Source organism: Candidatus Avelusimicrobium alvi (assembly GCF_958451995.1).
GTDB lineage: Bacteria > Elusimicrobiota > Elusimicrobia > Elusimicrobiales > Elusimicrobiaceae > Avelusimicrobium > Avelusimicrobium alvi.
This window is the reverse complement of the sequence record NZ_CAUDSG010000005.1, coordinates 23,504-49,611: the sequence shown is the minus strand read 5'-3', so window position 1 is coordinate 49,611 and position 26,108 is coordinate 23,504. Positions and strand designations below refer to the sequence as shown.

The window sequence follows — 26,108 nt, the reverse complement described above, 5'->3', positions numbered from 1 at the left end:
TATGTCTGATATTTTTGAGAAATGCAGGAATTTCAAAGACGCCAAACTGGCTATGCGTATGGGCATTTACGGCTATTTCCAGCCGATTGAATCCGCCCAGGGGCCGGAAGTGATGTTAGGCGGTAAAAAATATATTATGGCCGGGTCCAACAACTACTTAGGCCTGGCGGACGACCCCGAAATGAAAAAAGCGGCCAGCGAAGCCGCCCTGAAATACGGCACCGGCTGCGCGGGTTCGCGCTTCTTAAACGGTAACACCAAAGCCGCCGACGAGCTGGAAGCGCGCATCGCCAAATTTAAACGCAAACAAGCGGGGCTTATTTTCTCTACCGGATATCAGATGAACCTGGGCGTGGTGTCGTGCCTGGTTAAAAAAGGCGACTACGCCATCGTGGACAAGCTGGACCACGCCAGTATTTTGGACGGCGTGAAACTTTCCGACGGCGAAATGGTGCGCTTTAAACACAACGACCCGGAAGACCTGGAGCGCGTGCTGTCCAAACTGCCGGAAGAAGCCGGCAAACTGATTATCGTAGATGGCGTATTTAGCATGGAGGGCGATATCTGCCCGCTGCCGGAAATTGTTAAAGCGGCCAAAAAATACGGCGCGCGCATTATCGTAGACGACGCGCACGCCACCGGCATTATCGGCAAAACGGGCCGCGGCACCTGCGAGTATTTCGGCCTGGAAAACGGCGAGGTGGATCTGGTGGTGGGAACCTGCTCCAAAACGTTTGCCACCGTCGGCGGTTTTGTGGTGGGGGACGAAGACATCATCCACTATATCCGCCACAACGCCCGCAGCCAGATTTTCTCCGCCGCGCTGCCGCCCGCTTCCGTGGCTTCCATCACCAAAGCGCTGGAGCTGATTGAAAACGACACTTCCCGCCGCGACAATTTGTTCCGCCTGACCGCGAAACTTAAAAAAGGCCTGGAAGACCTGGGGTACGATTTGGGCACCAGCACCACCCCGGTGCTGCCGGTGCACGTGGGCAGCAACGAAAACTGCTTTAAAATGTGGCGTGCGCTGCACGAGCTGGGTATTTTTTCCAACCCGGTCGTCAGCCCCGCCGTGCCGCCCGGCCGCGCGCTGATGCGCCTGACCTTGATGGCTACGCATACCGACGAACACGTGGATAAAATTATTGACGCGTTCGCCCAGGCGGGCCGCGCAATCGGCATTATTAAATAGTTTGTGTATTTCAAAACCCCGGTTTTAAGCCGGGGTTTTGTATTTAGGGTGAGGAATATGAGTGTGGAAATCCGTCAAATTACCGACAGCGAATTAAACGAATTTGTAAATTTTCCGTTTGAACTGTATAAGCGGGATCCGTATTGGGTGGGGGAACTGAAAGCCGACACCAAAAAACTCCTGCGCGCAGACAATGTTTTCTGGACGCACGGCGAGCGGGCTCTTTTTATGGCTTACCAAAACGGCAAGCCCGCTGGGCGCATTTTGGCGCTTATCAACCGGGCGCATAACGAATACCATCAGGAAAATATCGGTTTTTTCGGCTTTTTTGACTGCGTAAACGATTCGTCCGTTTCGGACGCGTTGTTTAAAGCGGCCGAAGACTGGCTCCGCTCTAAAAGCGTCACCGCCGTGCGCGGGCCGGCCAATCCGTCCAGCAACCACGTGTACGGACTTTTGGTGGACGGTTTTGACAGTATGCCCGCTATCATGATGCCGTATAATTACCCGTATTACGCGGAACTGATTGAGCGGGCGGGTTTTACCAAAGTGAAAGATTTGCTGGCGTTTCACCGCACCAAGGATGATAAATTTTCCGAACGATTTATCAAAGTCTGCGCCCGGTGCGCGCGCGGCAAAGGCATTACGCTCAGGCGGCTGAATTTGAAAAACTTGGAGCAGGAAGCCGAAATCATCCGCGAAATTTATAACAAAGCCTGGGCGGAGAACTGGGGCTTTGTGCCGCTGAGCAAGCAGGAAATGGCCGACGTGGTGAACGAATTAAAATTGATTGTGCGGCCCGAAGGCACCTGCGTGCTGGAGGCGGACGGCGTACCCGCCGGGTTTTATATTGCCATCCCGAATATGAACCACGCTTTAAAGGAGCTGAAGGGTTCGCTGGCTAACCCGTGGCGCATTTTAAAAGCGCTGTGGGCCTGGCGCAGAATTAAGGACGCGCGCTTGATTATGTTGGGCGTGGCTCCGGAATTTAGGCAGCGCGGGATTGATTTGATTTTAATCAAACACATTGTGGACCACGGCGTAGCCGTTTGGAACGAGGCGGAGCTTTCCTGGGTGTTGGAAGACAACGAAGGTATTATCCGGGGGATTGTGGAGTGCGGGTGTCATCCCAGCAAGCGTTACCGGCTGTACCAAAAGGATTTATAACGGCTGTCGTATGTTGAATTTACGTACACGGACTAAAGAGGATATCTTTAGTCCGTGTTACTTGTATGGGCAACTATTTTCCACATTTGTGCGATTTTGTGTTCCCTTGCCTCTCGGCGTACCTGGCAGTACTTCCTCGGGCAACTGGCCACGCAAACTCGCGGCAAATCTGAAAAATCAGCCAATCGTCAGCAAAGGCGCAGTCTGTGCCGGACGGCACCTGAATGAACGGCTGTCGTATCGTCGGGTTTACGTACACGGACTAAAGAGGATATCTTTAGTCCGTGTTACTTATCCGGGCAACTATTTTCCATATTTGTGCGATTTTGCGTTCCCTTGCCTCTCGGCGTACCTGGCAGTACTTCCTCGGGCAACTGGCCACGCAAACTCGCGGCAAATCTGAAAAATCAGCCAATCGTCAGCAAAGGCGCAGTCTGTGCCGGACGGCACCTGAATGAACGGCTGTCGTATCGTCGGATTTACGTACACGGACTAAAGAAGATTTCTTTAGTCCGTGTTACTTATATGGAACAAGAATGTATCGTACCGGGAGAGAGGGCCGCCGGGTAAAAAAGCCAAACAAAGGGCCCTATCCTTCCCACGGGAATAGGGCCTTTTGTAACTTTGTCCGGTGGGCGGGTCCCCTCCCGCGTCCGGACGGATGAAATCTATATACTTATGGTATGTTATTAAATTTCTTTTTTAAAGCTTAAAAACTAATTAGTTTGAAAAAGAACTCCGCCCTGATACGGACGGAGTTCTTTTATTGTCAAGAGGAACGGTGTTTTTACCCCATATAAAAACGCAGTTTCCTCTTTTCCCCTGTGCAGCTCCCTTGCTCGCGGCCTTGGGCCGTTTATCCCCCGGAGCTTGATGAAATCCGTTTCCTTAACCATACGGTAACTAATCCCGCGTCCCGGGTAAAGCCGGAAAAAGGGTTAGTTTGTTGGGTTGCGGTTCCCCTGCGTTACTTTTGCTCGTAACAATAAAACCCCCGCAGGGAGGCGGGGGTTTATAAAGTCTGCTCCCCAGTAAGCCTGGGGAATTTTATATAGCGTTTGGGATTATTTTTTAGAAGCGCTGACGCGTTCCCACGCCGCTTCAAAATCCGGCGGGACGGGTGCCTCAAACATCAGTTTTTTGCCCGTCAGCGGGTGTTTAAATTCCAGGCGCCGCGCGTGCAGCATCAGGCGGTCCGCCGTGGCGCCGCGGTAGAGCCAGTCCCCCAAAACGGGATATCCCAGCCAGCTTAAATGTACGCGCAGCTGGTTGGTGCGGCCCGTGCGGGGGTAGAGTTCAATATAGGTAAATCCGTTTTTGCGCTCCAGCACTTTATAGCCGGTGACGGCCTCGCGCCCGATATCCGACGCTTTGATTTTGCCGCCCGCCACGCGCCCGATCGGCACGTCAATGGTGCCTTCGTCGTCCGGCACTTCGCCGCAGGCGATGGAATGATAGGTTTTGTGCACGTCGCGGTTGGCAAACAGCGCCACCATTTCGGCCTGGAACTCCGGGTTCTTGGCCACCAGCATCACGCCGCTGGTTTCGCGGTCCAGCCGGTGCACGAGGCCCGCGCGCGGGGTGGCCGGGTCAAAGCCTTTGGGCGGGTTGGCGAGAATGACGGACACCAGCGTCTCTTCAGACGAGAAAACGGCTTCCGGATGTTCTTCCCACACCGGGCTCTGCGGATGTACAAGCATACCGGCGGGTTTTATCAGCACAAAAAAATCTTTTGCGTCGTGGATAATTAAATCGGAAAGTTTGGTTTTGCTTTCGGCCCGGGGGAATTCAATCGCCACCGTTTCGCCGGCCGTCAGCGGCCAGGAAGGCTTTACTTTTTTGCCGTTGACGGTGATTTTGCCGTCTTTAATCATTTTCTGCACGAGGGCGCGGGAAAAATCCGGCAGTTCGTCGGCGGCAAAAATGTCCAGGCGGCGGGAGTATCCTTCAAAAATGATTTTTTTGGTTTCAGGCATGTTGTTTATCCTTTTTTAAATAACGCCACACGATAAGCGCGGCCAGCGCGCCCAGGAGCGAAAGGCCCTGGGAAGGCGAAAGCCCTAAAATATATTCGCCCCGGTAATCGCCGCGGAAGAATTCAATAATAAAACGCATCAGGCTGTAGCACATCACGTATTCCACTAAAATTACGCCCGCTTTGTGCGGTTTTTTATAGGCGTAATGGAGAATAAAAAATAAAATCAGGTTGCCCGCGGCTTCATACAGCTGGGTGGGATGAATGTGTACGCCCAGCAGTTCCGGCGCCACCAGCGAATGCGGGTTGGTAAACGCCACGCCCCAGGGCATATCCGTCGGGCGGCCGTGGCAGCAGCCGGCCAGAAAACAGCCGATGCGCCCCAGCGCGTGCCCCAGCGGCAGGGCGACGATTAAAAAGTCGGACGTTTGTAAAACAGGCAGCCGCTTCTTTTTCATATACCAGACAAGCGCGGCTACGGACACAATCATCCCGCCGAAGAATACGAACCCGTAGCGGAAATCGTGCACGATGTTGGAAAGTTTTTCGGCCAGCGTAGCACCCAAATGCGGCCAGGAAACGAGGATATAAAGGAGTTTGCTCCCGGCCAGCGCGCCGATAAACGCAATAAAAATCAGGTTCCAGAAAGTGTCTTTGTCCAGCCCGATTTTTTTCAGGCGAGGCAGCAGATACAGCGCGGCCGCCGCATAACCGAGCGCCGTCATCAGCCCGTAACTGGCCAGCTCAAAGGAGCCTATTTTGAACAGTACCGGATGCATTACAAGGCCTCCGCGTCGCGTATGGCGTTGCGCATAAACGGGTTTTTCACCCGTTCGTACCCGATGGTGGAACTGCATTTGCCGCCGTAGCTGTGCCCGGCGAAGATTTGCGTGTCTTCGGGCAGTTTGGAAAGTTTAACGAGGCTTCTGCGCATTTCGCGCGGGTCGGAGGACGGCAGGTCCACGCGGCCGCAGGCGCCGGGGAACAGCGTATCCCCGGTAAAAAGGGCGTTGCCGATTTTAATGCATACGCCGCCCGCCGTATGGCCGGGGGTGGGGATGATTTCCACGTGAAACGGTCCCACGTCAAAGGTTTGTTCGCCGCTGTAGGCGTTTAGCATATGCGCGTCAATGCCGGAGAGAATGACGTCGTTCTTTTCCATATACCCTTTCAGGCGGTGTTTTTCCAGCAGGTTCTGGGCGAATTTAACGTGGTCAAAATGCCCGTGGGTAAAGAAAACGGCCAGCAGGCGCAGGCCTTTTTCCTGCAGGGTATGCTCCAAAAAATTCATATCCCAGGCCGGGTCAATTAACAGGGCGTCCTGCCCTTCGCTGACGAGGTAGGTGCAATTGTCCATCGGGCCCAGATTGATAACGTCTATATTCATAAAATCCTCTTGCGCGCCTGCGCTATTTTACGTGGAAGCGAAACTCAATTTCGCCGGGTTTAACCATATTGTACTGCGTCCGCGCGAGTTCTTCAATATATGCCGGGTCCTGCTTTTCCAGCAGTTTCATTTTAGCCAGCAGTTCTTCGTGCTGTTTATCCAGCTGCACGCGCTGGCGGGCCAGCTTGCGCATTTCCAGTTTATTATGCACCAAACTTAAAAAGCTGCTCCCTAAAAAAAATGTAACCACTGCCGCCAGCCCAAAGGCCAGCAGCAGTGGTTTTTTGTTGCGAATTAAAGCTTCTTTGAGTTCCTGCGTCACATTATCTCTTAAAGGCAGAATCGCGCGCGTAGACCGCTTTTTCGCCCAGCTCGGCTTCAATTTGCAGCAGGCGGTTGTACTTGGCCGTACGTTCGGAACGGGCCGGCGCGCCGGTTTTGATGGCGCCGGCGTTGGTGGCTACCGCCAGGTCGGCGATGAAGGTGTCTTCCGTCTCGCCCGAGCGGTGCGACACAATGCGCGAGTATCCGTTCTGTTTGGCCAGTTCCATGACGTCAATCGTTTCGGACACGGTGCCGATCTGGTTGACTTTAATCAAAATGGAGTTGGCGGCTTTTTCTTCAATGCCTTTCTGCAGGCGTTTGATGTTGGTAACGAACAAATCATCGCCCACCAGGTTGATTTTTTTGCCGAGCTTTTTGGTGATGTGTTTCCAGCCGGCCCAGTCGTCTTCCTGCAGCGGGTCTTCAATGGAGATGAGCGGATAGGCGGCGCACCAGTCGGCGTAGATATCCGTCATCTGTTCGGCGGAGTACATTTTGCCTTCAAAGCGGTAGGCTCCGTCGTGGAAGAATTCGCTGGCGGCGCAGTCCATCGCCAGGGAAATTTCCGGATGGCCGGCTTTTTTGGCGGCGGCCAGTACGGTTTTTAACACATCTTCGTGCTTGGAAATTTTAGGAGCGAAGCCGCCTTCGTCGCCCACGGCAATAACCATGCCTTCGGACTTTAACAGGTTTCTCAGGGAATGGTAGGTTTCGCTGGCTTCGCGCAGTGCTTCGGAAAAGCTCTTGGGCGCGGTGGGCACAATCATAAATTCCTGCACGTCCAGGCCGGAATCGGCGTGTTTGCCGCCGTTGATGATGTTAAGCATCGGGGCGGGCATTAAATAGGTGTCGTATTCCAAACCGTACACGTTGCGGATGTGCTGGTAGAGCGGCAATTTGGCGTGGTGGCAGCCCGCGCGCAGTACAGCCATGGAAACGGCCAGCATGGCGTTGGCGCCCAGGTTGGATTTGTTTTCCGTCCCGTCTAGGGCAATCATGCTTTCGTCCACCAGGCGGATGTCGTACGGGTCCATCCCGGCCAGCTGCTGGGAAATGCGTTCCACGTTTTCCACGGCTTTTAATACACCTTTGCCGTTGTAGCGTTCGCCGCCGTCGCGAAGTTCAAGCGCTTCGTGCGAACCGGTGGAAGCTCCGCTGGGGACTGCTGCGGTGCCGGTGTTGCCGTCGTCCAGAAGCACGTCGGCGGCGATGGTCGGGTATCCGCGCGAGTCTAAAATTTCTCTTGCCGTAATTTTTTTAATGCGAACCATAGTACAACCCCCTTCGGCCGCGTGGCGGCCGTTTGTCAGACAATACTGTCAATAATTTTTTTGCCTTCTTTGATGAGCGCGGCCGGCAGTTTTTCATCCTGCGCTTCCGCGTACATACGAATCAGCCGTTCGGTGCTGGACGGCCGGATGGCCAGCCAGCTGCCGCCTTTCAAAATAAATTTGAAACCGTCGGTGGAGTCAATACGCCAGACGGACGTCTTGTTGATGGACAGCGGCGGGCGGATGTCCAGCCGTTCCATGATTCGGTTGATTTCAGTTTCCGTTTTCGGGATACTTACTTTCTGGTCAAACAATTGTTTGTACTTCTTATAAAATTCTTTTTTAAGCTGTTTGAGCGTTTTGCCCTCTACGGCCAGCATATCCACCACCAGCAGACACGCCAGCAGGCCGTCTTTATCCGGGATGTGGTTCGCCACGGCGATGCCGCCGGACTCTTCCATCCCCATAATATACTGCCCGGTGGTCATCAGCTCGGTGATGTATTTAAACCCTACCGGCGTTTCGCGCAGCATCAGCCCGTTGGTTTTGGCCACCTGGTCAATCAGGTTGGACGTAATAACGCTTCTGCATACGCGGCCTTTTAATTTTTTATTGCGCACCAGGTGTTCCAGCAGCATCGGCGCGATTTCGTTGGGGGAAACCCAGTTTCCCTCCGCGTCAATGATGCCGAACTTGTCGCAGTCCGGGTTGCAGGCGATGCCCAGGTGCATCTTTTTGCCGGTAACCAGTTTTTTAAGGTCGGTCAGGCTGACGGGGCCCGCGTTGGGCACGTGCCCGCCGAAGAGGACGTCGTCCCCTTCGTGGATGCCTTCCACGGTAACGCCGTATTTTTCCAAAAATTCGCGGAAATAGTTTTTAGCCGTTCCGAAAAGCGGGTCCACCGCCACTTTAAGCTTGGATTTTTTAAGCGCTTTTACGTCCAGCATTTTTTCCAAACGCGCCAAATAGCTTTTGCGCAGGTCTTTGCTGACGACGGCCGCGGCGTTTAAATAACCAAATTCGGTGGAAGAAGCTTTTAAAATCTGGGCGCTGGGGGAGGGAATGCGTTTTTCAATGTCCTGCACGATTTCGTTGTTGGCGATGCCGCCGTAGTAGGAAATCCATTTCACGCCGTTTACATAGTATTCGGCTTCGCTGCCGGTTACCACAATGGCCCCGACGGCGCACTCGTTCAGGACGGCCCACTCGGCCACGGGGGTCGGCAGGGGCAGTTCGGCCACTTTTACGGTAATTCCGCTCTGCACCAGGGCATTGGCGGCAATATAAGCAAATTGTTTAGAGAAAAAACGGGTGTCAAACCCCACGAGCACGAGGGGTTTCTTAGGTTTTTTGCCGTGTTCTTCGCAGTGCTTGCGGTAACCCGTACCTTCAAAACCGTAGAAGGGATGTTCCAGAATATGTTCGGAAATCCCGTAAGCCAAACGCTGTACGGACTGGGCGGTAAGCCCGTCCGCGGTAACGGCCCGGAAGCCGGCGGTGCTAAACTTGATATCTTCACTCATCGTGCTGGTATTATACTAAAAAACAGGCATTTTTTCACGTTTGGGGAAAAAGGGGTATAAAAAGGAAAGGGAACGGGCCGTAAAATGATAAAATATATGCAACCCATAATAAGGAAAGAAAAATGAATTTTGAATACGTAAAACAATACATTAAAGACGCGGGCCTGCCCAACTTCCGCATTTCGCAGGTAAAAGACGCCATTTTTAAAAAAGGCATTTCGTCCTGGGACGAAGCCACCAATCTGCCGGCGGATTTACGCGAAAAACTGAAACAGGACCGTCCCCTTTTAAGCTTTGAAGTTACCCAAATCGTCTGCTCGCGGCAGGACCGGGTGGCCAAGGCGCTTTTAACGCTTAAAGACGGATACCGCATTGAAACCGTATTGTTAAAACCGCAGGACACCTGGAGCGTGTGCGTGTCCAGCCAGGTGGGGTGCCCGCTGCGCTGTTCCTTTTGCAGTACGGGCAAGATGGGCTTTAAGCGCGATTTGACGCAGGAAGAAATTACCGACCAGGTGCTGATGTGGTACCAGTACGTGCGCAAAGAACGGCTGGGCGAGCGGATTTCCAGCGTGGTGTTTATGGGGATGGGGGAGCCGCTGCTGAATTATTTAAACGTGGTCAAAGCCGCGCGGGACTTGTCCGACCCGGACTATTTAAACATCGGCGCGCGCCATATTTCCATTTCCACTTCCGGCGTGGCGGACAAACTGCACAAGCTGGCGGTGGATTTGCCGCAGGCCAATTTGGCGGTGTCTTTGCACAATGCGGACAACGACGAGCGCAGCCGCATTATGCCCGTCAACCGCAAGTTTGATTTGGACGATTTGAAAAAAGCGGTGGAAGAATACATCGCCATGACGGGCCGCCAGGTGTTTTTGGAGTATTCGGTAATTGAAAACATCAACAGCCGCCCGGAGCATATCCGCAAACTGGCGGACTGGATTTACAGCATTAAGGACAATTACCTGCTGCACGTCAACCTGATTGCGTGCAACCTGGGACGCGGCGAAAAAACCGACGACCGCGTGGTGAAAGATTTTGCCGCCGGGCTCAAGGGTATGGGTATCGGCGTAACTATCCGCAAGAGCATGGGCAACGATATTTTGGCCGCCTGCGGGCAGTTGGCTTCTCAAAAAAGATAGGAGGACGTATGAAAAAGTTTAACATCTTAGGCGCGGCGCTTTTACTGCTGGCCGGCTGCGCGACGCTGGAGCAAACCAATTTGGACTGGATTGCGATAGGGCCGGACTTCCCGGCCACCAAGGCGAAAAACGTGCAGATTCTCGGCAGTAAGAGCGAAATCACCCGTCCGTACGGCAACCTGGGGCTGTTGCGCATTAAAAATTTGAAACCCGAAAGAGACGTGCTGAAAATGGGCGTGGAAAAAGGGCGCAGATTTGCGGCTTCCAAAGGGGCGGACGCCATTTTAATCGGCCAGTATAACAGCGCCGAAGACGGCGCGTCCGACCCGCGCGTTACGCTGATTATTTATGCCATAAAGTATGTGGATGATTTGTCCGAAGAAGACGAAAAAGCCATTGAAGATTTTAAAGTATTGGGGATTTTAAATGAACGTTCTGATAGCTAAAACCGTTGATGAATGTGAGCAGTGGACGGACGTCGCCGTCGTGGTGGACGTCCTGCGGGCCGCCACCACCGTCTGCGCGCTGTTGGAGCGCGGCAAAAAAGACGTGCTGGTGTTCGGCGACGCGGAACAAGCCGTCGCTTTCGCCAAAGCGCACCCGGATTTTGAAGTATATTCCGAGCTGGACTTGCCCGTTGCGCACGAGGACAATTCGCCGTATGCGGCGTCCCGCTCCAACGCGCGCAAGCCCGCCCTGGTGGTAACTACCGCCGGGACAAAGGCCGTTACGTGCGCGCGGCAGGCGTCTTTAGTGCTGGCGGGGGGATTCTGCAACTTTTACGCGCTGGCCGAGGCGCTTACTTCGCAAAACAAAGACGTACTGCTTATCCCCAGCGCGCTTTACGGCACGTCGGACGACGTGGAAGATGGTCTGTGTGTGCAGGCGCTTAAAGATTTTATCCAGGGCATTGGCACCCCGGAGGACGCGATTGTGGAGTTTAACAACACGATGCGTTACGGGGAGTTTATGAAACAGGGCCCGAAAACCGCCGAGAAAGATGCGAAAATCGCTTTTAAAGTAAACGGTTTGCCGGTGGTGCCCCAAATAACATGCGCCAAAGAAGGTTACGGCGTATGCCACGCCTACGGCACGCCCGCGCCGGCGCAGTGGCTGGATGAACCGCCCGCCGAAGCGTCCGCGCAGGAAGCGGACGAGCCAGCCGAAGAGGCCGTACAGGAAGCGGAAACGCCGCGCTCGGCCACTAAGCGCATTAAAAATTTTTTCAGCGACATTTTGCACGCCGCCAAAGAGGAAAAAGCGGAGCTTGAAAAAAGCGTACAGCCCGCCGCCGCTCCTGAAAAAACCGCGTCCGCTCCGCAGTCCGACGATTTGTTGGATGCGGTGTTGAAGCAGTCGCAGCCCGCCGCGTCCCAAACGCCCCGGGCGGCGGAACCCGCACCGGAACAGCCCGCCGCTCCGGCGGACAAACCCGCTCCGGCGGCACAGGCGGACGCTCCGCGGGAAAAGGCCTCCGGGCCGCGCCAGTCCGTCACGCTGCCGGGAGAAGTAACTTTTTCCGGCAAAGCTTCCGGATTTGGCGGCAAGGCCAAAAAGAAAGCCATTGTGCTTTTCTCGGGCGGATTGGATTCCACCACGTGTTTGTACTGGGCCATCGCGCACGGATACGAGTGCGAAGCGCTGACCGTTTCGTACGGCCAGCGGCACGACCGGGAAGTGCTGGCCGCGCAGATGATTGCGCGCAACCTGGGGATTAAACACCATTTAATTACGCTTAACCTGCCGTGGCTGTCGTGCTGTTCGCTGGTGGACAAGAACCAGACGCTGCCCGACGTGGCGCTGGAAGACATCCCAAAAGAAGGGATTCCGTCCACGTACGTACCGGGCCGGAACCTGATGTTTTTGGCGATTGCCGGGTCGCTCTTAGACGCGGCGGGCGCGGATGCGATTATCGCGGGCCCGAACGCCGTTGATTTTTCCGGCTATCCGGACTGCACGCCCGCGTTCTTTAAAGCGGCGGCGGACGCGTTAAACCGCGGCACGAAAATGGGCGTAACGGAAGGGATTGAAGTGCTGGCGCCGCTGATGCGTTTGTCCAAAACGCAGATTGTACAGCTGGCGGCCAAACTCAAAGTTCCGTTTGAACTGACCTGGAGCTGTTATGCCGGAGGCCAGAAGCCCTGCGGGCACTGCGATTCGTGCAAACTGCGCGCCAAAGGCTTTGCCGAGGCCGGCATACACGATACGTCGTTAGATTAATATGCTGTGGAAGTATTATTTGTTTTTGGCCGGGGCCATTGTTTTTGAAATCATCGGCACCAACGCTTTAAAGGCGGCGGCCGGGTTTACGCGGCTGGGGCCGTCTTTGCTGACGGTGGCCGCGTATGTCGGGGCGTTTTATTTGCTGGGGCTTTCGTTAAAGGGGATTTCCCTGGGGATTGCCTACGCCGTTTGGGCGGGCGTCGGCATTGTGCTTACGGCGGTGGCGGCGTTTCTGGTTTTCCGGGAACGGCCCGATTTGCCCGCTGTGCTGGGTATGGGGCTTATCATACTGGGCGTAGTGGTGATTAATGTGTTTTCCAAGACGGTTTCTCATTGAAGGAGGATATATGAAAAAATTTTTGTTGCCGGCAGTAACCCTTTGTTTTTCAGCCGCATTGTTTGCGGCGCAGCCGCAGGCGGAGGTGCGGGAAGCGGAGCCGCCCGCCGAATGCAGCCTGCCTAAAGAGGCGGCCGCCGTACCCGCCGCCAAGCTGACGCCGGCGAAGAAGCTGACCCCCGCAGAAGAAAAAAAAGCGTTTGAAGCGCGCCGCAAGCTGATTAACAAACTGGTAAAACAGTACCGCAAGGCGTCTGAGGCCGAAAAGCCGGCCATTAAGGCCCGGCTGGCGGAAGCCGTGTCCGAAAGCGTGGACGCGGGTATGGCTTATTTGGAAGGCCGCATCGCCGCCGAACGCGCCAACCTGGATAATTGGGAAGCCAAGCTGAAGGAAGACCAAAAAAATCTGCCCGAGATAAAAGCCCGGCGCGTGGAGGATTTGATTTCCGGCGAAGCCAAACGCAAACACAAAGCCGCCAAGAAAGCCTGGAAAAAGCAGATGAAAGCCGCCAAAAGCCGGTTAAAGTAGCCGTTTTGAACCGCCATATAAAAAGCCTTCCCGTTTGGGAAGGCTTTTTGTACGGAAAAAAGAACGGTTTAATTGAACAGTTCCGACGATTCCAGCGCGTTTAACGCTTTGGTAATGTCGTTTACCACCACAATCCAGCGGGTGCCGGGCCCCGCGCCGGCGGTGCCGTAGATGGTGGTGATGTTGATGCCGTGGCCGGAAAGGACGGAACCAATGTCTTTGACCAGGCCCACGCGGTTGGGCGCGTCAATGCAGATGGCGTCGGTCTTGACGCTGGTGAAACCCGCTTTGGTCAGCGCGTGGCTGATTTCCTGGTCGTATTTAACGGCCAGGCGCACCACGGCCGCGTCGTAGCGCACGTCTTGCGAAATGGCGATGACGTCTACATTTTCGCGTACAAACAGATCCGCAAAATTTTTCAGCGCGCCGGGCTCGTTAATTAAAAAGACGCTGTATTGTTTAACCACACTGATGGACATTCAAACCCCTTTACTAACAAACATACCTGTTTCTAAAATTATATCAAACCTGCGACTGGAAAACGTAAAAAAAACGGCCCCTGTGCGGCCCGCCTGCGGCAGGGCGGCTGCGGAAGCGTGATGAAAGCGTTATTTTTTCGGGGAAAAGCCGTTTAAGGCCGGGGTTCGGTCTTACGGATAATTTGGAGCATTTGGGCGTGGATTTTGCCGTTGCTTGCCAGCATGGTGCGGCCGTAATCGGGCAGCTTCTTATATTTTTTACCGCTGTAGTCCGTTACTTTTCCGCCGGCTTCCTGCAAAATAAGTATGCCGGCTCCCACGTCCCACGGGTTTAAATTGTCTTCCCAGTAGCCGTCGGTGCGGCCGGCGGCCAGCCAGCACAAATCCAGCGCGGCCGAGCCCAGGCGGCGTACGTCGTGGCAGGAATTTAAAAAGCCTTCAAAGCGCGTGAGCAGTTCCGGCATGCGCGTAAAGCGGTTGTACGGAAACCCCGTTACCAGCAAAGCCTGCGCCAGTTTGGCGGTTTTGGATACGTGTATTTTTTTGCCGTTAAGCGTGGCGCCTTTGCCTTTTTGGGCCAAAAACGTTTCGCCCGTGGCCGGGTTGGCCACGCCGCCCAAAACGGGTTCGTTTTTATAAAACAGCGCGACGGAAACCGAGCATTGCGGAAAAGTATGCGCAAAATTGGTGGTGCCGTCAATCGGGTCAATCACCCAGGTATAATCCGCGCCGGTATTTTTGACGGCGTCTTCTTCGGCCAGGTAATCGTGCAGGGGGAAGCGTTTGCGGATGATGTTCAGCACCGCTTTTTGGCTGGCGACGTCGGCCTTGGTAACCAGGTTGGCCTTGCCTTTGAGTTCGTAGCCTACTTTGCCGAAATGCCGCCGCACCACCTTGGAGGCGGCTTGCAGACATTCTTGTAAAACGGCAAATTCCTGTTTCATTTTTTAAGGTCCAGCACTTCGGCGGCTTTGAGTTTGTCTTCCAAGTACAGCATGGCTTTGCAGTCGTCTTCGTTGTACATCAGCACTTTGCCGAGTAGTTCGTCGTTACCGGTTTTAAGCCAGCTGGTGAAGTAGACCATGCTGTCCATCGCGCCGCAGTCGTCCTGCCGCCAGTTAAACCCAAACGCGGGCGCGGCGGCTTTTAGCGAGAAGCTCGGCGCGGGCAGGTAAAATTGCTTGTTGACGGAGACTTTTAGGTCGTAGCAAATCTCGCACAGGGCTTTTAGTTTGGCCGCATCCTGCGGGTTTTTGCCGGCGAGATTTTTCATTTTTTTAACTTCGTACTCCGTCCAGTGGTACAGGGCGGTGTTGGCGAAGTCTTTGATATAGTCGTAAAACTGTTCAAAAATTTTGATTTCTTCTTCCGGCGTTTTCGCCACAAAGCTGACGTATTTGTTTTCTTCTTTGTCCCAAATGCCGATGAGGTAGACAAAAGACACATTGTCTTTGGTGAAGGTTTCCGTGGCCTCAAAATCAAAGTACAAATTATATTTCTTGGCGGGCGGGGGGAAGTGCCCGGCTTCGCGCAGTATCGGCTTGTTGTGCAGGTACGCCTGGGCGTTATAGTAGGAGTCGGTGGCGTGCGGCTCTTCCAGGATGCCTTGCAGTTTTTCAATTCCGGCGCGGGCCACGTCGTCCGTCGTGTACATCCCGTTGATTTTCAGGCACTGGCGCATTTCGGTATTAAGGCCCGGGAGCATTAACAAATCTTTGGTTTCCGCCACCGTTTTGTTGGCGTATACGCGCCACGGCGCGCTGGCGGCTTTGGGCGGTTTGTGGGCTTCGGGCTTGGCCAGTCCGTCGCGGATGCTGCGCCAGTAGGCCAGCTCGCGGGCCAGCCGGTCGCAATGGTCTTGGTAGGCGACGTCCAGGGTGCGGTCTTTTAAGAACACGCGGGTATTGTCCGGCGTATATTTTTGCGTACAGCCTAGCATCCGGTTCAGCAGGCACACCTGCAGGGCGTAATGCTCCTTTAAATCGTGCGCGCGCTTAAACTGGAAAATGTGATAGTGGTAAGGGCCGAACGCGCTGGGAGCGCCGTCGGAACGGACCAGCAGGTTGATGCTGCCGTAGGTGTTTTCGGGCAGGTTCCACAGCAGGGCGTTGGCTATGGCGCTTTCGCCGCGGGCCATGGCGGAAAGGGTGTTTTTGAAGCGTTCGGTTTCGTTTTCGCCCGTTACAAATACCACGCCGGGGAACTCGTTTTTAATCCACTGGTCGCGGGTGTTGCGGTCGGTACGGATTTTTAAATTCTCGTAGCGGTTGGCTTCGGGGACGGCCGCCTCTTTGGGTGCGTGAAAAAAGCACCAGATGCTGAAAGGGTCTTCCAGCAGGGAAAACATTTTAGAGGCGTTAAAATCCTGCTTGCCGGGCGTGCGTCCGGCGGAAAGGGTGTTGAATAAATCCAGAATCTCGTTGTCGGTCATTATAAGGTATTCTAGCTTTTTTGGAGAGGGAATAAAACCGTTTTTTGACGGCTTGCCAGTTTGGCGCGTTATTTGCTACCATAAAAACTTGAGACTATGCCATCAAATGAACAAAGCAAACTGAGCCTGGGAAGTTTAATTACGCCGAACCGCGTGCTGTTTGCGCAAGGCTGTCCGGGCAAAAAAGAGTTAATTGAAGCATTGGTGCGGACCGTCTGCCGCGATTACCCGCAGCTGGACCCGGCCGATGTGGCCTCCCAGGTGCTTAAACGCGAAGAAGGCATCAGCACTACGCTTGACACCGGCCTTTCCATCCCGCACGCACGCCTGGAAGAACTGGGCGATTTTACCGCCGCGCTGGCGGTGCTGCCCGAACCGTTGCGGGACCAGACTAATTCGGATCTGCCCATCCGGGTCATGTTCTTGTTTCTTTCTCCCGCCAAACCGGCGTTTTTCCAAAAACACCTGCAGATTCTTTCTACGCTGGCCGAAACGTTCAAACCCGAATTTATCCAGGAATTGGTTTCACTTCAAGACGCCGGGGCCGTGGCCGCGCGTCTGGCCCGTTAACAATCCCCATGAGAAACGCTTCCGAGGGTTCACCCAGTCTGTTCCGCGTCAAAAAAGTGGTCGTGCTGACTACGGCCATGCTTACGTTTATCCCGTTCTGGAAAGCCGCCGCCGTGGTGCTGTGCGACTTTGGCTCCAGCGCTTTCTACGCGGGCGGCATCGCCATGCGGGCGTTCGGGCCGGCGTTCCCCTGGTATATTTTAGCCGTTATGCTGTTTTCCGGCCTGCTTTTAATGGTGGAGCTGGAAGCCTGTTCGCTCTTCGTGCGCGGGGGCGCGTACAAAATTGTGCGCGAAGGCCTGGGGGATACCGCCGCCAAGCTGGCCGCGTCCGCGCTTATTTTTGATTTTATTTTAACCGGCCCCATCAGCGCCGTTACCGCCGGGCATTATTTGTGCGGGCTGGCCAATTCGTTTTTGGAAATGGCCGGGCTGAGTTTTACCCTGCCGGAAGGCGGCATTTCCGTAGTGTTCGGGCTGTTGGTAACGGTATATTTCTGGCGGCAGAACGTAAAAGGGATAGAAGAATCCAGTTCCAAAAGCGCCAAAATTATTGCGTTTTCGCTGGCGGTTTGTTTTCTGCTGGCCATTTGGTCGTTTATCACCATCGGCCTGCGCGGCGCGCATATGCCGCCCGCGGAGCTTAGCTTTTCCCCGGAGTCGCTCGGCTGGGCCGGACATATAGACTGGATGAAAACCATCGGCCTCGTGGGGATGTTTATGGCGTTTGGGCACAGCGTGCTGGCTTTGTCGGGCATTGAGACGCTGTCCCAGGTGTACCGCGAAATTGAGTATCCCAAAGCCCAGAATTTAAAGAAAGCCGCGTGGCTGATTTTTGGGTTTGCGCTGCTGTTTACGGGGGGGCTTACTTTTCTGTCGGCCGTTATTATTCCGCCGGAACTGATTGCCGCCAAATACAACGACAATCTGCTCTCCGGCCTGGCGATGAGCCTGGCCGGCCCCGGCATTTTAAAACTGCTGATGCAGGTAATGGTTGTGGTGTGCGGCGTGGCGATGCTTTCCGGCGCGGTGAACACCTCGCTCATCGGCTCCAACGCGCTGATGAACCGTATTGCCGAAGACGGTATTCTGACGGACTGGTTCCGCAAAATCCACCGCCGCTACGGCACTTCGTACCATATCATCCACCTGATTGCGGCGGTGCAGATGATTGTCGTTTTAGTTTCGCGCGGCAACGTATACCTGCTGGGCGAGGCTTACGCTTTTGGCGTGATGTGGTGTTTCGTGCTTGAAGTGGTGGCTATTGCGCGCCTGCGCTGGAAAAAAGCCTCCCAAAAGCGCGATTTTATGTTTCCGCTGAATATCAAATACGAAAATTATTACATCCCGGTGGGGCTTATTTTGCTGTCCGGCTTTTTGCTTACGGTGGCGCTCGTGAATATGACCACCAAGCAAATCGCCACCGTGGCGGGATTCGGGTTTACGGCGTTTTTGTTTGCGGTGTTTTCGCTGTCCGAGCGGTTGAACGCCAAAAAGGCCAATACGATGTTTGAGGAAGGCTACCGCGAACGCATCAATGCCGAAACCGTGGACGATTTGAAAGAGGCGTTTTCGGAGCTGGACCGCCCGCACCGCGTGCTGGTGGCCGTTAAAAACCCGGAAAACCTGTACCATCTGGAAGAAGTGCTCAGCAAAGTAAATGCGGACGAAACGGACGTGATTGTGCTGTATTGCAAGCCCGTTGAAAACATATTGTACCGCCAGGATATGCGGTCTGCGGCGGTGGACGAGCACGAAGTGTTTACCGCAGTAATTTTTCTGGCCGAAAAATACGGTCTGTCCGTAACGCCCGTGCTGGTGCATTCCAACGACGCTTTCTACGCCATCGCCCAGGCGGCCGCCGTGGCGGACGCGCGGGAAGTGGTGATGGGCGTTTCCGGGCGGCACGGCGCAAACCCGCAGCTGGAGCGCGCGGTAATGACCTGGGGCGCGGTGAAAGACCGCGAACTCAGCCACCCCGTTACCCTGCGTATTTTATGGGAAGGAAGGGAAGTCTCCTACCGGTTCACCCGGTAAGGTCGGGCGGCGCCCCGGGCGGGGCGTGCCTGCGTTTTCCCAATATGATAAAATAAATTTATGGCTATTTTGCGCGTTACCAAATACGGCGAAGATATCTTGCGCCAAAAACTAAAACCCGTTGATTTCAAGACGCTGGAGCCCTTGCTGCCCAAACTGCTTAAAGATATGGAGGATACGTGTCTGGCGGTGCGGGGCGTGGGGCTGGCGGCCAACCAAATCGGGCTGGACTACCGGCTGGCGGTTATTTTGATTCCGGAGTCGGACAAAGAAAACGCGCCTTTAAAACGTTATGTAATTATCAACCCGGAAATCGTGTCCATGCGGGGGGAAAAGATAGAAGAAGAAGGCTGCCTTTCCCTGCCGGGGCTGTGGGCGGAGGTAAAGCGCGCTACGGACGTTACGCTTAAATACATTGACGAGAACGGGCAGGAGCAGGTCAAACGCGCGCGCGGGCTGTTGGCCAAAGCCTTTCAGCACGAGGTGGACCATTTGAACGGCAAACTGTTTGTGGACTTGGTAAATCCCGCTTTAAAGCCGGAACTTAAAAAGGCCATTAAAAAACTGCGTAAAGACTGGAACTAAATTTTGCCATATATAAAAAACACCCCGGGTTTTACGGCCCGGGGTGTTTTTTGGGGTGCAAAGTTTATTTGGCGGCCTTGCCCTGGCTGGCCACGGCGGCCATTTGCTTTTTGATTTCTTCCGGGTCGCCCAGGAAATAATCTTTTTGCAGGACCAGGTCGTCCGTAAATTCAAACACGTACGGCACGCCCGTAGGCAGGTTGAGGTTTACTATCTCGTCATCCGGGATATGCTTTAAATGCTTTACAATGCCGCGCAGGCTGTTGCCGTGCGCCGCGATGAGCACTTCGCGCTGGTCCGCCAGCTGCGGAAAAATCACGCCGTTCCAATACGGCAGGATGCGGCCCACGGTGTCCGCCAGCGATTCGGTCAGCGGCAGGTAGGCGGGGGGCACGTCCGCGTAGCGGCGGTCGTTCTGCGGGGCGCGCGGGTCTTCCGGCGTAAGGGCCGGCGGACGCACGTCGTAACTCCGGCGCCAGATTTTTACCTGTTCTTCGCCGAATTTGGCGGCGGTTTCGGCTTTGTTGAGGCCCTGGAGCGCGCCGTAATGTTTTTCATTTAACCGCCAGTTTTTTTCAACCGGCAGGGAATCCTGGTCCATTACGTCCAGCACCTGGTTCAGCGTTTTGACCGCGCGTTTTAAATAAGAAGTGTAGGCTTTGTCAAAATAAAAGCCTGCGTCGCGCAGCTGTTTGCCGGCGCGCCGGGCTTCCTGCACGCCGAGTTCGGTTAAATCTACGTCGGTCCAGCCCGTAAAGCGGTTTTCCAGGTTCCATTGGCTTTGGCCGTGTCTTAGCAATACGATTCTTTTCATAATAAGTCATCTCCCCGATTATTATATTTTATACTACCTTTTTTCGCAAAAACCCGTACACTTATAAAAAGGGTTAGTCCGGCCGGGTTTTGCTTGACGGGCATAAAACTACTTTGATACGATACCATTTGGTGGTTGGGGAGGGAATAATCGGCAATATCTGATGCGTATTGTTCCGCTCCAATTTGAGGTTCAGCACAAGAGGGGACGCCTCCGGCGTTCTGTTTTGTTATGTTATTGCAGCATTGAGGAGGGACATTATGGAGTTCAAAAAGAAGAAAGCCTTTACCCTTACGGAACTGCTGGTGGTGGTTATCGTAATCGGCGTATTGGCGGCGGTGGTTCTGCCCAAGTTCAGTAAAGTGGTGGAAACACGCAAAACGACGGAAGCCGAGGCGTTGATGGCCGCCGTGCGCACCGAGCAGGAAAAGCGGTGCGCGCTGGACAAGCGTTACGTGTCGGAATTGTCCGCAGTGAAAGACATCCTGCCTGAGAGCAATACCAAGAATTTTACCTATTCGCTCACGTCTACGGGTATGGAAGCGGCGAGCAAAGGCAAATACGGCTATACGCTGAAAATGCCTTCGTACGCCGACGGCCGTTTGTGCTGCGAAAGCGAAGCCGAGTGCGCCAAGCTTAATAAAGATTACCCGCTCTGCTCCGCGCTGACGGCCCGCGCCGATTACAACAGCGGCGCAGCGTGCGCCGGGGAACCGGAAGAGAAACAGTGTACGGGTTCTTCCACGCGGGCCTGCGGATGTTTAAACAAAGGGACGCAAACGCGTACGTGCGATACGTCTACGGGCACGTGGAGCGGCTGGAGCGCGTGCAGTATCAGCGACGCGTGCGACTGTACGTCCGTTTCCGGGCCGAAGCCCGCTTCGGAAAGTCGCGACTGCAACGAATGCGGCACGCAGACCAGTTCCTACACGTGTAACGCTTCCAACGGCACCTGGACGGAAACGTGGAGCGCCTGCTCCGTAAGCTCCTCTTCCGAGTGCGCGCAGGACTGCCCGGACGGTAAAACCTGGAACGGCACCGCATGCGTATGCAATTCCACAGCTGCCTGTGAAAACAAAATAGTCGGGTTTCAGACTTCAACTGTCACCAGTCTGGGAGCTCAATTTCAACTGGCTACCGTTTATTATGAATGGGATGAAGACACCTGCTCCTGCACTTGCCCCAGCCAGAAAAATCAGTATATATGCGACACCGTGACGAAGTACGGGTCGTGGGATGAGAGCGCCTGCAACTGCGGTGCAGCGGACCTTCCGGAACAGAGCTACTACTTCAAATGCGTTTCGCGCGTGCGCAGCGAGGGCGGCGGCATGGTTTCGCAAGGCAGCTATTCCACTTTTGAGGCGGCGCAGTCCGCCTGTCTGTCCGGTGAGGATACCAACGCCAGCTTTATGAAATACCTTTCCGGCGGGGAGCCGGTGCCGGGATGCCGGCCGTACCAGGATAAAAACGGCATGTGGGTCAGCTGTGCTTTGACGCCGGCGTATTACATCAAATACCAGTGCTCCACCGAGCCGCCGCAGCCGTGTTCGGGTTATGGTTTCTGCGAAGAAATGTGTATGGTGATTCAGCCGCACGATTAAACAAAAAAGTTGGTTTAAAAAACCCGCGCTTTTTACGGCGCGGGTTTTTTCGGGTTGCGCGGAAGAGGCGTTTTTACTATACTTATTTTATGGCAATTATTTTATCCGCTAAGCGTGTGAGCAAACAGAACAAGAGCAAAAAGCGCTCTTGCGTCCTTGCTTACAATTTTGCGGAGATTTAACGGCCTTATTTTAATTACGAATTTGCAACACCCCCGCTTAATTGTAAGCGGGGGTTTTTGTTATGCGCCAAAACTACCTAAAGGAGAGAATAATATGTGTTTCAACTACCAGAACGGAGAACTTTTTGCGGAGGGGGTGGATTTGAAAGAAATCGCCAAGCAGGTCGGTACGCCGTTTTACTGCTACAGCTCCGATAAGCTGACCCGCAACTTTGAGGCTTACCAAAGAGCCCTCGCGCCGTTTCACGCCACGGTGTGTTACTCCGTTAAAGCCAACCCGAATTTGGGCGTCGTCAGCACGCTGGCGCGGCTGGGCAGCGGGGCGGACGTAGTGTCGGCCGGCGAGATGTTTGTAGCGTTAAAAGCGGGCATTTCGGCGGACAAAATTGTTTTCTCCGGCGTGGGCAAAACGCCGTATGAACTGGAGGAAGCCATCAAAGCGCAAATTCTGCAAATCAATGCCGAATCCGCCGCCGAAGTGGAAACCATCAACCGTATTGCGCTGTCTCTGGGGGTAAAAGCCAATGTGGCCCTGCGCGTAAACCCGGATGTGGACGCGCTGACGCACGTCAAAATCACCACCGGCAAAAAAGAAAATAAATTCGGCGTGGACTGGGACGAAGCGCACGAACTCTACCGCGCCGCCGCCAAAATGGAAGGCATCCGTCTGGCGGGCATAGCGGTGCATATCGGCTCGCAGCTGCTTGATTTGGAGCCGTTCCGCCTGGCGTTTACCAAAATTGCGGGCATGGTGCGCGAGCTGGAAGCCGAAGGAATTTATCTGGAAAATATAGACCTGGGCGGCGGCATGGGCATTAACTACAATGTGGAACTTCCGCCCACCTGCTCCGCGTATGCGGACGTGGTGCGCGAAACGCTGGGCGATTTGGGCAAACACATTATTGTGGAGCCGGGCCGCTCCATAGCAGGCAACGCGGGCGTGCTGGTAACGGAAGTGATTTACACCAAAAAAATGGGCCAGAAAAATTTTATCATCGTAGACGCGGGGATGAACGACCTCGTCCGCCCCGCCATGTATGACGCGTGGCATACGGTGCTGCCCGTTACCAAAGAAGGCGTCGCGCCCATCATCGCCGATATCGTCGGCCCCATTTGCGAATCGGGCGACGTATTTGCCAAAGACCGTATTATTGAACCTGTGCAGCAGGGGCGGCTACTTGCTATAATGTGTGCTGGGGCTTATGGGGCGGCGATGTCTTCCATTTACAACTTCCGCCCGCTGGTGCCCGAAGTGATGGCGCACGGACGGGAATTCGCCGTGGTGCGCAAACGCACTTCTTACGAGGAAATGCTAAGCGGCCACGCGGTTGCGCCGTGGCTGCAAGGAAACGCGCTATGAGACAGATTTGCATTATGAAATTCGGCGGCAATACGCTGGCCAACAAACAAAAACTTTTAATGGCGGCGGACTTAATCAAAGCCCGCTATGACGATAACTTTATCCCCGTGGTGGTGGCTTCGGCCAACGGCAACCTGACCGACGTACTGCTGGACCATGCGTTCAGCATTACCTCCTCGCCCGACAAGCGCGAGCTGGATATGCTCATCACCACCGGCGAACGCGTCAGCGTGGCCCTGCTGTCCATTGCCTTGCGCGCCATCGGCGTGCCGTCCGTCTCGCTGACGGGTTCCCAAATCGGGCTTATTACCACCTGCACGCATACGGGGGCGGATATTTTATCTTTAAAAGGCGACCGCTTGGTAAAAGAAATTCAGGCCGGCAATGTGCCGATTGTGGCCGGATTTCAGGGCATTGGCGAGAACAAAGAAATCACCACGTTAAAACGCGGCGGGAGCGATGTGTCCGCCGTGTTCCTGGCGGCCCAGCTGGGCGCGGACCACGTGGAAATGATTAAAGACGTGGACGGCGTATACTCCGCAGACCCCAACAAAGACACCAAAGCCCAGAAATACGAAGTGCTGGATTTTGACGAAATGTATAAGTTGGCGCTTAACGGCGCGAGCGTGCTGCACCCGGACGCGGTGCGCCTGGCCAAAGAAAAAGGCGTGGAAATCCGCATCGTCCATTACCAGACGGGCCGGACGGGCACCGTCATTAAATAGGAGTCTTGTATGAACCTGGCGTTTAAATTCAACCTTTTCGGCGTCATCTCGTTTCTGGTGATGTGCGGGCTGTTTTATTGGCTGTTCCCGGCGTTGGACAATGTGTTTTTGCGTTATGCGGTATATGCCGTATTCGCGGCGTGCGCCTTCAGCGCGTGTTTTTTAATCGTCAGGCGAAAATAAGACGTGAAACCGAAATTTACACCGGGAGGCTTGGACGGCTTCCCGGTTTTTTCCGCCCGGCAATTGACGCGCCCCGCGTAAAAAAGTTACACTGTCAAACGGCAGTTCACCTTTTGCAGACCGGAGATGTTTATGAAGAGATACAGCGGCGTCGTTTCACGCGGCATTCGTATGCCCTTAATTAAAGAAGGAACGGACATTGTACCCGTCATCGCGGATACGCTGGCCGCCGCGGCCCAGGCCGAGCCGTTTTCTTTTAAAGAACACGCCGTGGTGGGGGTGACCGAATCGCTGGTGGCGCGCGGGCAGGGCAACTTTGTAACGCTGGCGGATATTTCCGCTTCCGTCGCGGAGCTGTTCCCGCAGGGCGACGTGGTGATTTTTTCTCCTATTTTAAGCCGCAACCGTTTTCTGCCGATGTTAAAAGGCATTGTGGGGGGGATTAAAGGCAAAGTGAATATCGTGCTGACGCTTCCCTCCGACGAAGTGGGCAACCCGCTCTGCGCCGATCCCTACGGGTACGAAGAAGGCGTATTTGGCGAAGACAGTGTGCATTTTAACTTCGTACACCCCATTACCAAGTCCAATTATTCCAAACTGTATAAGGAATTGGACCCGGAAAAAATTTCCATTTCCTATGTATGGGGGATTGATAATTTTATTAAAGCCTCCGCCGCCAAAGGCGGCCAGGCCCTGGTCTGCACGGTGCACAACCGCCAGGTCTATTCGGCTAAACTTTCCCAGGCCGGTTTTAAAACCCATACGCTTGCGGATATCTGCGCCAAACCCATGCGCCCCGGCGCGGGGTTCAACGCCGAATTCGGCCTGCTGGGTTCCAACTATTCCAACGAAGACCGCGTGAAACTTTTCCCGCGCGACTGCCAGGCGTTTGTAGACCGCCTGCAGCAGCAAATCGCCGCCAAAACGGGCGTCAAGCCCGAAGTGATGATTTACGGCGACGGCGCCTATAAAGACCCCGCCACCGGCATTTGGGAGCTGGCGGACCCGCTGGTCTGCCCGGCGGCGACGGACGGCCTTTCGGGTATGCCGCACGAAACCAAATTAAAATCGCTGATTGATTCGGGCAAAGACGTGGAAAAAGAAGTGCAGGCCAATGCCGGGGGCCAGGCGCTGGGCACCACGCCGCGCCGGCTGACCGATTTGCTGGGTTCGCTGTGCGACCTGACCAGCGGCTCCGGGGACAAAGGCACCCCCGTCATTTATATTACAGGCTATTTTGACAATTACTATACGAAATAATCTATGATTAGTCCGTTTCAGATTTTACCGATTATTATGGTGCCTTGGCGGCCGGGCGGGCAGCCGGTTATACGGAATGCTTCCTTGGCCGGACTCAAGACCTGCTGTATTTTTGTAACAGTAATCGGCTTGGTAGTTTATTTTTGGTTTTTAAAGTGGTATCAGGCCCACCCCCTGTGGGGTAAAATCATTGTATGGACCGCTGCCGTATGGTGTGTCCTGCGGCTGATAGGGATTATCCGTTCTTTTTGCGATGACCCCTATACGCGCGTAAAATCCGGAAAAGGCGACTAAAGCCAAAAGTCTGTCCAAAAATATGCTAAGATAACAATATGGAAAACACTGTCATTTTACAACTCATTGGTTTTACCGTTTGTTTTATTTTGCTGTTCGTATTTACGGCCAAGTATCGTGCCGCGCTCGCGCACGAAACCGACTTTGAGCCCGCCGTGGAAGATTTGACCGTGGTTACCGTGGCCCAGCCGCCGGCTTTTAAACCGCGCGCTTCCATCCTGCAGTCTTTGCAGGGGTCTTCTTCTTTGGAAACGGCCGATTTAAAAGAAAAAGTGAAAGATTTGCATTACCGGCTGGAAGAACTCAAGGCCGCGCACGATAAGTCCAACGGGGAGATTTCCAAACAGCTGGCCCGGATGGAACAGCGCCTGAGCACTTTTGAGCAGGAATACGTTACCAAATTGCAGCCCACTTTGCTGAGCCTGATTGAAGAATTGGAGAATATGAAAGTGGCTGAAAATAAGGCCGAAAAATAAATTGTGCACTGTTTTTGATTGCAAAACCGCCGCTTAATT

At 54.3% G+C, this 26,108-nt stretch carries 26 protein-coding genes; 16 read left to right on the top strand and 10 right to left on the bottom strand.

The features are described 5' to 3' along the window. Window position 1 precedes the first annotated feature (1 nt). Both ACQY36_RS01970 and ACQY36_RS01965 read left to right on the top strand, forming a co-directional pair. The gene (locus tag ACQY36_RS01970; RefSeq protein WP_428055275.1) at window positions 2–1,192 is read left to right on the top strand and encodes an aminotransferase class I/II-fold pyridoxal phosphate-dependent enzyme; all 1,191 of its coding nucleotides are present in this window, start codon (window positions 2–4) and stop codon (window positions 1,190–1,192) included. Between the two features lie 57 nt (window positions 1,193–1,249). After that, entirely contained in the window at window positions 1,250–2,359 is a 1,110-nt protein-coding gene (locus ACQY36_RS01965) for a GNAT family N-acetyltransferase (protein WP_428077487.1), read from the top strand. A 1,064-nt stretch (window positions 2,360–3,423) separates the two neighbouring features. On the opposite strand, the gene ACQY36_RS01960 is transcribed toward ACQY36_RS01965, so the two are convergent. From ACQY36_RS01960 to ACQY36_RS01935, 6 genes are read right to left on the bottom strand one after another with little or no spacing between them, the layout of a single operon-like run. Then, entirely contained in the window at window positions 3,424–4,335 is a 912-nt protein-coding gene (locus ACQY36_RS01960) for an RluA family pseudouridine synthase (protein ID WP_428077486.1), read from the bottom strand. Then, entirely contained in the window at window positions 4,328–5,113 is a 786-nt protein-coding gene (gene lgt, locus ACQY36_RS01955; RefSeq protein WP_428077485.1) for a prolipoprotein diacylglyceryl transferase, read from the bottom strand. The genes ACQY36_RS01960 and lgt overlap by 8 nt, the downstream gene beginning before the upstream one ends. Further along, window positions 5,113–5,721, bottom strand: coding sequence for an MBL fold metallo-hydrolase (locus ACQY36_RS01950; RefSeq protein ID WP_428077484.1), 609 nt, complete (start codon window positions 5,719–5,721; stop codon window positions 5,113–5,115). Before ACQY36_RS01950 ends, lgt begins: the two co-directional genes overlap by 1 nt. A gap of 22 nt (window positions 5,722–5,743) precedes the next feature. Further along, complete coding sequence (locus ACQY36_RS01945; protein ID WP_428077483.1) at window positions 5,744–6,043, bottom strand: FtsB family cell division protein; 300 nt, start codon at window positions 6,041–6,043, stop codon at window positions 5,744–5,746. Window position 6,044: 1 nt separating this feature from the next. Next, window positions 6,045–7,316 (bottom strand): phosphopyruvate hydratase, encoded by a 1,272-nt coding sequence (eno, locus tag ACQY36_RS01940; protein ID WP_428077482.1) that lies wholly within the window; start codon window positions 7,314–7,316, stop codon window positions 6,045–6,047. Window positions 7,317–7,351: 35 nt separating this feature from the next. Continuing rightward, complete coding sequence (locus ACQY36_RS01935; RefSeq protein ID WP_428071349.1) at window positions 7,352–8,839, bottom strand: hypothetical protein; 1,488 nt, start codon at window positions 8,837–8,839, stop codon at window positions 7,352–7,354. A 122-nt stretch (window positions 8,840–8,961) separates the two neighbouring features. Here ACQY36_RS01935 and rlmN point away from each other — a divergent pair, with 122 nt between their 5' ends. From rlmN to ACQY36_RS01910, 5 genes are read left to right on the top strand one after another with little or no spacing between them, the layout of a single operon-like run. Continuing rightward, complete coding sequence (rlmN, locus tag ACQY36_RS01930) at window positions 8,962–9,984, top strand: 23S rRNA (adenine(2503)-C(2))-methyltransferase RlmN (RefSeq protein WP_428071350.1); 1,023 nt, start codon at window positions 8,962–8,964, stop codon at window positions 9,982–9,984. Between the two features lie 8 nt (window positions 9,985–9,992). Beyond that, window positions 9,993–10,430, top strand: coding sequence for a hypothetical protein (locus tag ACQY36_RS01925; RefSeq protein ID WP_428071352.1), 438 nt, complete (start codon window positions 9,993–9,995; stop codon window positions 10,428–10,430). Next, window positions 10,411–12,204, top strand: coding sequence for a 7-cyano-7-deazaguanine synthase QueC (gene queC / locus ACQY36_RS01920; RefSeq protein ID WP_428077481.1), 1,794 nt, complete (start codon window positions 10,411–10,413; stop codon window positions 12,202–12,204). The genes ACQY36_RS01925 and queC overlap by 20 nt, the downstream gene beginning before the upstream one ends. 1 nt (window position 12,205) lies before the next feature. Further along, window positions 12,206–12,544 (top strand): DMT family transporter, encoded by a 339-nt coding sequence (locus tag ACQY36_RS01915; RefSeq protein ID WP_428077480.1) that lies wholly within the window; start codon window positions 12,206–12,208, stop codon window positions 12,542–12,544. Between the two features lie 10 nt (window positions 12,545–12,554). Then, window positions 12,555–13,073, top strand: coding sequence for a hypothetical protein (locus ACQY36_RS01910; protein WP_428077479.1), 519 nt, complete (start codon window positions 12,555–12,557; stop codon window positions 13,071–13,073). A 68-nt stretch (window positions 13,074–13,141) separates the two neighbouring features. Here ACQY36_RS01910 and ACQY36_RS01905 read toward each other — a convergent pair whose 3' ends face one another. From ACQY36_RS01905 to ACQY36_RS01895, 3 genes are all read right to left on the bottom strand, one after another. Then, on the bottom strand, window positions 13,142–13,552 hold the full coding sequence (locus ACQY36_RS01905; RefSeq protein WP_428055299.1) for an ACT domain-containing protein: 411 nt from the start codon (window positions 13,550–13,552) through the stop codon (window positions 13,142–13,144). Window positions 13,553–13,704: 152 nt separating this feature from the next. Then, a complete protein-coding gene (locus ACQY36_RS01900; protein WP_428077478.1) occupies window positions 13,705–14,496 on the bottom strand; it encodes an inositol monophosphatase family protein in 792 nt (263 codons plus the stop codon). After that, window positions 14,493–15,983 (bottom strand): TM0106 family RecB-like putative nuclease, encoded by a 1,491-nt coding sequence (locus ACQY36_RS01895; RefSeq protein ID WP_428055303.1) that lies wholly within the window; start codon window positions 15,981–15,983, stop codon window positions 14,493–14,495. The genes ACQY36_RS01900 and ACQY36_RS01895 overlap by 4 nt, the downstream gene beginning before the upstream one ends. A gap of 96 nt (window positions 15,984–16,079) precedes the next feature. Between ACQY36_RS01895 and ACQY36_RS01890 the strand changes: the two genes are divergently transcribed. From ACQY36_RS01890 to def, 3 genes are read left to right on the top strand one after another with little or no spacing between them, the layout of a single operon-like run. After that, a complete protein-coding gene (locus tag ACQY36_RS01890; protein ID WP_428055305.1) occupies window positions 16,080–16,553 on the top strand; it encodes a PTS sugar transporter subunit IIA in 474 nt (157 codons plus the stop codon). Between the two features lie 8 nt (window positions 16,554–16,561). Next, a complete protein-coding gene (locus ACQY36_RS01885) occupies window positions 16,562–18,589 on the top strand; it encodes an APC family permease (RefSeq protein ID WP_428077477.1) in 2,028 nt (675 codons plus the stop codon). A gap of 60 nt (window positions 18,590–18,649) precedes the next feature. Then, window positions 18,650–19,174 carry a peptide deformylase gene (def, locus tag ACQY36_RS01880; RefSeq protein ID WP_428055309.1) on the top strand — a complete coding sequence of 175 codons (525 nt, stop codon included), beginning with the start codon at window positions 18,650–18,652 and terminating at the stop codon, window positions 19,172–19,174. A gap of 64 nt (window positions 19,175–19,238) precedes the next feature. On the opposite strand, the gene gpmA is transcribed toward def, so the two are convergent. Then, entirely contained in the window at window positions 19,239–19,988 is a 750-nt protein-coding gene (gpmA, locus tag ACQY36_RS01875; RefSeq protein WP_428077476.1) for a 2,3-diphosphoglycerate-dependent phosphoglycerate mutase, read from the bottom strand. Between the two features lie 260 nt (window positions 19,989–20,248). Between gpmA and ACQY36_RS01870 the strand changes: the two genes are divergently transcribed. From ACQY36_RS01870 to ACQY36_RS01845, 6 genes are all read left to right on the top strand, one after another. Beyond that, entirely contained in the window at window positions 20,249–21,589 is a 1,341-nt protein-coding gene (locus tag ACQY36_RS01870; RefSeq protein ID WP_428077475.1) for a prepilin-type N-terminal cleavage/methylation domain-containing protein, read from the top strand. Window positions 21,590–21,865: 276 nt separating this feature from the next. Next, window positions 21,866–23,131, top strand: a complete 1,266-nt coding sequence (gene lysA, locus ACQY36_RS01865; RefSeq protein ID WP_428077474.1) for a diaminopimelate decarboxylase — start codon at window positions 21,866–21,868, stop codon at window positions 23,129–23,131. Beyond that, window positions 23,128–23,856 (top strand): hypothetical protein, encoded by a 729-nt coding sequence (locus ACQY36_RS01860; RefSeq protein WP_428077473.1) that lies wholly within the window; start codon window positions 23,128–23,130, stop codon window positions 23,854–23,856. The genes lysA and ACQY36_RS01860 overlap by 4 nt, the downstream gene beginning before the upstream one ends. Before the next feature lie 9 nt (window positions 23,857–23,865). Next, complete coding sequence (locus tag ACQY36_RS01855; protein ID WP_428077472.1) at window positions 23,866–24,039, top strand: hypothetical protein; 174 nt, start codon at window positions 23,866–23,868, stop codon at window positions 24,037–24,039. A gap of 132 nt (window positions 24,040–24,171) precedes the next feature. Then, window positions 24,172–25,299 carry a coenzyme F420-0:L-glutamate ligase gene (locus tag ACQY36_RS01850; RefSeq protein ID WP_428071386.1) on the top strand — a complete coding sequence of 376 codons (1,128 nt, stop codon included), beginning with the start codon at window positions 24,172–24,174 and terminating at the stop codon, window positions 25,297–25,299. A 332-nt stretch (window positions 25,300–25,631) separates the two neighbouring features. Continuing rightward, window positions 25,632–26,069 carry a hypothetical protein gene (locus tag ACQY36_RS01845; RefSeq protein WP_428077471.1) on the top strand — a complete coding sequence of 146 codons (438 nt, stop codon included), beginning with the start codon at window positions 25,632–25,634 and terminating at the stop codon, window positions 26,067–26,069. Window positions 26,070–26,108: the final 39 nt, after the last annotated feature.

What these genes read in the sequence shown, in the direction of transcription:
- ACQY36_RS01960 (WP_428077486.1), bottom strand. Translation starts at nt 4,335, where the DNA reads ATGCCTGAAACCAAAAAAATCATTTTTGAAGGATACTCCCGCCGCCTG.
- eno (WP_428077482.1), bottom strand. Translation starts at nt 7,316, where the DNA reads ATGGTTCGCATTAAAAAAATTACGGCAAGAGAAATTTTAGACTCGCGC.
- rlmN (WP_428071350.1), top strand. Translation starts at nt 8,962, where the DNA reads ATGAATTTTGAATACGTAAAACAATACATTAAAGACGCGGGCCTGCCC.
- ACQY36_RS01935 (WP_428071349.1), bottom strand. Translation starts at nt 8,839, where the DNA reads ATGAGTGAAGATATCAAGTTTAGCACCGCCGGCTTCCGGGCCGTTACC.
- def (WP_428055309.1), top strand. Translation starts at nt 18,650, where the DNA reads ATGGCTATTTTGCGCGTTACCAAATACGGCGAAGATATCTTGCGCCAA.
- lgt (WP_428077485.1), bottom strand. Translation starts at nt 5,113, where the DNA reads ATGCATCCGGTACTGTTCAAAATAGGCTCCTTTGAGCTGGCCAGTTAC.
- lysA (WP_428077474.1), top strand. Translation starts at nt 21,866, where the DNA reads ATGTGTTTCAACTACCAGAACGGAGAACTTTTTGCGGAGGGGGTGGAT.
- ACQY36_RS01950 (WP_428077484.1), bottom strand. Translation starts at nt 5,721, where the DNA reads ATGAATATAGACGTTATCAATCTGGGCCCGATGGACAATTGCACCTAC.
- ACQY36_RS01855 (WP_428077472.1), top strand. Translation starts at nt 23,866, where the DNA reads ATGAACCTGGCGTTTAAATTCAACCTTTTCGGCGTCATCTCGTTTCTG.
- ACQY36_RS01850 (WP_428071386.1), top strand. Translation starts at nt 24,172, where the DNA reads ATGAAGAGATACAGCGGCGTCGTTTCACGCGGCATTCGTATGCCCTTA.
- ACQY36_RS01885 (WP_428077477.1), top strand. Translation starts at nt 16,562, where the DNA reads ATGAGAAACGCTTCCGAGGGTTCACCCAGTCTGTTCCGCGTCAAAAAA.
- queC (WP_428077481.1), top strand. Translation starts at nt 10,411, where the DNA reads ATGAACGTTCTGATAGCTAAAACCGTTGATGAATGTGAGCAGTGGACG.
- ACQY36_RS01900 (WP_428077478.1), bottom strand. Translation starts at nt 14,496, where the DNA reads ATGAAACAGGAATTTGCCGTTTTACAAGAATGTCTGCAAGCCGCCTCC.
- ACQY36_RS01895 (WP_428055303.1), bottom strand. Translation starts at nt 15,983, where the DNA reads ATGACCGACAACGAGATTCTGGATTTATTCAACACCCTTTCCGCCGGA.
- gpmA (WP_428077476.1), bottom strand. Translation starts at nt 19,988, where the DNA reads ATGAAAAGAATCGTATTGCTAAGACACGGCCAAAGCCAATGGAACCTG.
- ACQY36_RS01860 (WP_428077473.1), top strand. Translation starts at nt 23,128, where the DNA reads ATGAGACAGATTTGCATTATGAAATTCGGCGGCAATACGCTGGCCAAC.
- ACQY36_RS01970 (WP_428055275.1), top strand. Translation starts at nt 2, where the DNA reads ATGTCTGATATTTTTGAGAAATGCAGGAATTTCAAAGACGCCAAACTG.
- ACQY36_RS01915 (WP_428077480.1), top strand. Translation starts at nt 12,206, where the DNA reads ATGCTGTGGAAGTATTATTTGTTTTTGGCCGGGGCCATTGTTTTTGAA.
- ACQY36_RS01890 (WP_428055305.1), top strand. Translation starts at nt 16,080, where the DNA reads ATGCCATCAAATGAACAAAGCAAACTGAGCCTGGGAAGTTTAATTACG.
- ACQY36_RS01905 (WP_428055299.1), bottom strand. Translation starts at nt 13,552, where the DNA reads ATGTCCATCAGTGTGGTTAAACAATACAGCGTCTTTTTAATTAACGAG.
- ACQY36_RS01925 (WP_428071352.1), top strand. Translation starts at nt 9,993, where the DNA reads ATGAAAAAGTTTAACATCTTAGGCGCGGCGCTTTTACTGCTGGCCGGC.
- ACQY36_RS01870 (WP_428077475.1), top strand. Translation starts at nt 20,249, where the DNA reads ATGGAGTTCAAAAAGAAGAAAGCCTTTACCCTTACGGAACTGCTGGTG.
- ACQY36_RS01845 (WP_428077471.1), top strand. Translation starts at nt 25,632, where the DNA reads ATGGAAAACACTGTCATTTTACAACTCATTGGTTTTACCGTTTGTTTT.
- ACQY36_RS01910 (WP_428077479.1), top strand. Translation starts at nt 12,555, where the DNA reads ATGAAAAAATTTTTGTTGCCGGCAGTAACCCTTTGTTTTTCAGCCGCA.
- ACQY36_RS01965 (WP_428077487.1), top strand. Translation starts at nt 1,250, where the DNA reads ATGAGTGTGGAAATCCGTCAAATTACCGACAGCGAATTAAACGAATTT.